The following is a 4,553-nucleotide window of genomic DNA, read 5'->3' on the forward strand; positions in this document are numbered from 1 at the left end:
GGAGCGCACGCCGGGGCAGCCTACCCGCTTACTCGGACGGCGACGGCGGCCGCCAGGTTGTCCCGCGGACCGCATCGTCGCCCGGGACACACGGTCGCCCCTCGACGCGTCGCGGCGCCCGAACAGGTGGGAGCCGGGCGGGGCGAGTGTGGGGCGAGGTCGGGTCGGTCGTGGATCAGGTGTTGTCGTGGATCAGGTGTTGGGGCGCAGGGTCCAGACAACGGTCATCTCGCCCGTCACGGCACCGTCGGCGCGCTGGATGGCGACGGCGACGGGGAACTCGGGGCGCCGGCCGGCGTCGAGTTCGGCGACGACCTCCGCGGCGGGGCGGCCCAGGGTGGCGGTGGCCGTGACGGGGCCCATCGCGAGCTTGCGGTACGCGATCTCCGCGCTGACGGCGAGCGGCACGGCACGGGAGAGCTGGTCCCCGAACGCGGCGAGCACGATCGCCCCGCTCGCCGACTCACCCAGCGTGAACATCGCGCCGGCATGCGGCCCGCCGACGTGGTTGTGGAACTCGCCCTGGTCCGGCAGCGACACCACGGCCTTCTCCGGCGTCGTCTCCAGGAACTCCAGCTTCAGGGTCCTGGCCATCGGCACGGTGGCGGCGAGCATCTCGCCGATCGACATCTGGTCTGCGCTCATGCCGCGATGTTACCCACGAGTAGTGACGTCTGACCAGGGGCGGCCGCAGGGCCGTCGGACCGCCCCCGCCGGAGGGGAGGAGGACGGGCGGGTGCCGGACGCACGGCAGGCCGGAGACGTTCGCGTTCAGGAACGGCGAAGTCGCCCTCGCGGACCGTGCGTTCACCGGGCCCGTTCAGTGGGCACCGATTTGGAACCGTTCGTCCCGAGTGCAAAGGCGCTTCGGGGACTCCCGTGGCACCCCGCCCCCCGGCGCATCTATGGTTACGAGCCATGTGGCCAGGACAGCAGCAGCCGCCCGGGGGCGAGCACCAACCGCAGCAGCCGAATCCGTACCAGCAGCCGGGGTACGACCAGTCGGGACAGCAGGGATACCAGCAGCCGGGGTACCAGCAACCGAACCCCTACCAGCAGCCCGGATACCAGTCGACGGGCCAGCAGCCCTCGTACGGGCAGCAACCGCAGTGGGGCGCGCAGGGCCCGGCGGGCCCGCCGGTGCCGCCGGGCGGAGGCGGCGGCAACCGGACGAAGCTGATCGCGGTCATCTCGGCCACGGCCGTCGTCGTGGCGGCCGGTGTGACGGGCTTCCTGGTCCTCGGCGGCGACAAGGACAAGGACAAGTCGACGACCCAGTCCGCGCCTTCGGCCTCCCCCTCCCCGACCGCGTCCGAGAGCACCGAGGACAACCCGCGCGGCGAGGACGCCGGAGCGAAGCCGACCATCGCGGGCTGGAAGGTCGTCGTCAACCCCAAGTGGGGTACGGCCTTCGACGTACCCCCCGAGTGGGCCGTCCAGTCGCCCGACACCTTCATCGGCTTCGAGGACGACAAGAAGGGCGACGGGTCGGTCCTCATCGGCATGTCGGCACCCGCCATCCTCAAGGAGAAGTGGTGCACGTCCGACGACGACAAGGACGGCAACGAGGAGACGAGTTCGCTGGCCGCCGCGGGCACCAAGGGCCAGCAGGGCGCCAAGGGAACCGAGGACGTCGCCCGCAACGACTCGGCGTGGTGGGTCTTCGGCGGTTACACCGACCAGAAGGACGGCGCCAAGAAGAAGATGACCATCGGCAAGCCCAAGGCGTACACCACGACGTCGGGCGTCGAGGGCAGTGTCGCGACGACCTACTCGAAGGGCGTCACCAAGAAGGGCAAGTGCGACACCGACGGCAAGGCGACCACGTTCGCCTTCAAGAACTCGGCCGGTGACTACGTCGCCTGGACCTTCCACGGCGCCAAGGACGTCAAGGACGAGGTCTCGGACACGACGGTGCAGAAGATCCTCAGTACGGTACGGCTGTACGGCGAGCCGACGGGCGGCTGAGCCCGGGCCGGACGCGGGGACGGGCACGGGGTCGGCCGGCTCGTCGGCGAAGCCGTCCCCTCCGGGGGCCCGGCCCGGGTCGGCTCTCCTGGCCCGATCTGGCCCCTTCTCCAGCGGAAACGGTTTTGCAGAACGGTGCGGGGCGGCGATAGTCGGCGGGTGACCACTCCCGCCGCCTCGCGCCGCCCCGCCTGGGCGGGCCGCAACTACACGCTGCTGACGGCGGCCTCGGTCGTCACAGGTCTCGCCAGTAACGGCGCCCTGATCGCGGCCGCGTTCGCGGTGCTGGACGCGGGCGGCGACGGCGGTGACGTCGGTCTGGTCGCGGCGGCCCGGACGCTGCCGCTGGTGCTCTTCCTGCTGATCGGCGGCGCGGTCGCGGACCGGCTCCCCCGGCACCGGGTGATGGTCGCGGCCAACGCCCTCAACTGTCTCTCCCAGGCCGTCTTCGCCGTGCTCGTGCTCACCGGCGAGGCCCGCCTCTGGCAGATGATGCTGCTCTCCGCGCTCGGCGGCACCGGGCAGGCGTTCTTCGGCCCGGCGGCCGAGGGCATGCTGCTGTCCTCGGTCACCGCCGAACAGGCAGGCCGGGCCTTCGCCCTGTTCCGCTTCGCCTCGCAGGGCGCGACCATGACGGGCGCGGCCCTCGGCGGCGCCCTGGTCGCGGTGATCGGCCCCGGCTGGGTGCTCGCGGTGGACGCCGTCGCCTTCGCGTGCGCCGGTGCCCTGCGCGCCTTCCTCGACGTGAGCCACATACCCGAGCGCGAGGCGGGTCACGGCATGCTCGCCGATCTCCGGGACGGCTGGCGGGAGTTCACCGGCCGCACCTGGCTGTGGGCGATCGTCGTCCAGTTCTCCCTGGTGAACGCGGTGATGGTCGCCGCCGACGCGGTCTACGGCCCCCAGGTCGCCGACGACAGCCTCGGCGGCCCCGGCCCCTGGGGCCTGGCGCTCGCCCTGTTCGGAGCGGGCAACGCCGTCGGGGCGCTGCTCATGACCCGCTGGAAGCCGCGCCGACTGCTGTTCGTGGGCGTCCTGTGCGTCTTCCCGTTCGCCCTGCCGGCCGCCGCGCTCGCCGTGCCGGCACCGATCGCCGTCCTGTGCGTCGCCATGTTCGTCAGCGGTCTGTCCATCGAGGTGTTCGGCGTCTCCTGGATGACCGCGCTGCACCAGGAGATCCCCGAGGACAAGCTGTCCCGGGTCTCGGCCTACGACTGGTTCGGCTCGGTGGCCATGGTGCCGCTCGCCGCCGCGCTGGCGGGCCCGGCGGAGAGCGCGTTCGGGCGTACGGCGGCCCTGTGGGGCTGCGCCGCGCTGTGCGTGGGGGCCACGGCGGCGGTGCTGTGCGTCCGGGACGTACGGAACCTGACCAGACACACCGTGCCCGTGACCCTGGCGAAACCCGGCGCCGAGCCCGCCACCGTCCGCGCCGCCCGTCCTGCCGCCGAAACCACCGCTGTCCCCGCCACCGAAGCCGCCGCCGGACCCGAGGCCAAGGTCAAGGCCGACACCGAGCCCGAGCCCGACGCCTCGGGACGACCCGCCGCGGACACCGGCTCAGCCGATGCCGAAGGCTCCGTCCGGCGGCTCGGGTGACGGTACGGCGTCCTCTGCGCGCACGGGCGCGGCGCCGCCGATGAACCGGCGCAGTTCCGGGCCGTGTTCGACCCGCGCCGGGAAGACGTCGGCGGCGGTGCGCCGTGCCAGGGCGGCGATGTCGGGCGGCTGATGAGCCGCGACCAGCACGGCGTTCCCGAACCTCCGGCCGCGCAGGACTCCCGGCTCGGCGATCAGCACCAGCTCCTCGAACACCGTGGCCAGCGTGGCCAGTTGGGACCTCAGGAAGGTGAAGGGCGCGGCGTCGGCCAGGTTCGCGAGGTACATCCCGTCGGCGCGCAGCACCCGCTCGACGGCCCGCGCGTACGCCACCGTCGTCAGGTGTGCCGGGGTGCGCGAGCCCCTGAACACGTCTCCCACGATCACGTCGGCGGAGTCCGCGGGGGCCGCTTCGAGCCATTCCCCGGCGTCCGCGCCGTGCAGCGCGACCCGCGCGCCGGCGGGCAGCGGCAGCTGTTCGACGACCAGGTCCAGCAGCCCCAGGTCGTACTCGACGACCTCCTGCCGGGACCCCGGCCGGGTGGCGGCGACGTACCGGGGCAGCGTGAGCGCGCCCCCGCCGAGGTGCAGGACGTCGAGCGCCCGCCCCGGCTCCGCCGCCGTGTCCAGCACATGCCCGAGCCTGCGCGTGTACTCGAACTCCAGATGCGCCGGCTCGTCCAGGTCCACGTACGACTGCGGCGCCCCGTCCACGGTCAGCAGCCAGGCCCGCTCGCGGTCGACGTCGGGCATGAGCTTGGCGGTCCCCTGGTCGATGGTCCGGGAGACGGGTATGGCTTCGTTCACGACCCCATTGTGCCGGGCGGGCCCCCGGCCGCGCGGACCGCCGAAGCGGCCCCAGGACAGGCACGGGGACAAGCACGGGGACAGGCGCGGGGACAGGCGCGGGGACAGGCGCGGGGACAGGCGCGGGGACAGGCGCGGGGACAGGCGCGGGGACAGGCGCGGGGACAGGCGCGGGGACAGGC

4 protein-coding genes are annotated in these 4,553 nt (G+C 73.3%); 2 read left to right on the forward strand and 2 right to left on the reverse strand.

The genetic code is table 11. From position 1 onward, the window contains the following. Window positions 1–192: 192 nt before the first annotated feature. Window positions 193–630 (reverse strand): DUF4442 domain-containing protein, encoded by a 438-nt coding sequence (locus tag ACFU5F_RS42020; RefSeq protein ID WP_383898929.1) that lies wholly within the window; start codon window positions 628–630, stop codon window positions 193–195. A 288-nt stretch (window positions 631–918) separates the two neighbouring features. On the opposite strand from ACFU5F_RS42020, the gene ACFU5F_RS42025 reads away from it, so the two are divergent. Both ACFU5F_RS42025 and ACFU5F_RS42030 read left to right on the forward strand, forming a co-directional pair. Further along, window positions 919–1,968, forward strand: a complete 1,050-nt coding sequence (locus ACFU5F_RS42025; protein ID WP_383898923.1) for a hypothetical protein — start codon at window positions 919–921, stop codon at window positions 1,966–1,968. Between the two features lie 159 nt (window positions 1,969–2,127). Further along, window positions 2,128–3,564: an MFS transporter gene (locus ACFU5F_RS42030; RefSeq protein WP_383898925.1), complete on the forward strand. Its 1,437-nt coding sequence runs from the start codon at window positions 2,128–2,130 to the stop codon at window positions 3,562–3,564. Here the strand turns inward: ACFU5F_RS42030 and ACFU5F_RS42035 are convergent. Next, window positions 3,526–4,371 carry a spermidine synthase gene (locus ACFU5F_RS42035; protein WP_383898927.1) on the reverse strand — a complete coding sequence of 282 codons (846 nt, stop codon included), beginning with the start codon at window positions 4,369–4,371 and terminating at the stop codon, window positions 3,526–3,528. The two genes, ACFU5F_RS42030 and ACFU5F_RS42035, sit on opposite strands and share 39 nt — an antisense overlap. Window positions 4,372–4,553: the final 182 nt, after the last annotated feature.

The sequence above is a fragment of the Streptomyces sp. NPDC057438 genome, from assembly GCF_042802995.1.
GTDB lineage: Bacteria > Actinomycetota > Actinomycetes > Streptomycetales > Streptomycetaceae > Streptomyces.

Coding starts and splice junctions, on each gene's coding strand:
- ACFU5F_RS42025 (WP_383898923.1), top strand. CDS start 919: ATGTGGCCAGGACAGCAGCAGCCGCCCGGGGGCGAGCACCAACCGCAG.
- ACFU5F_RS42020 (WP_383898929.1), bottom strand. CDS start 630: ATGTCGATCGGCGAGATGCTCGCCGCCACCGTGCCGATGGCCAGGACC.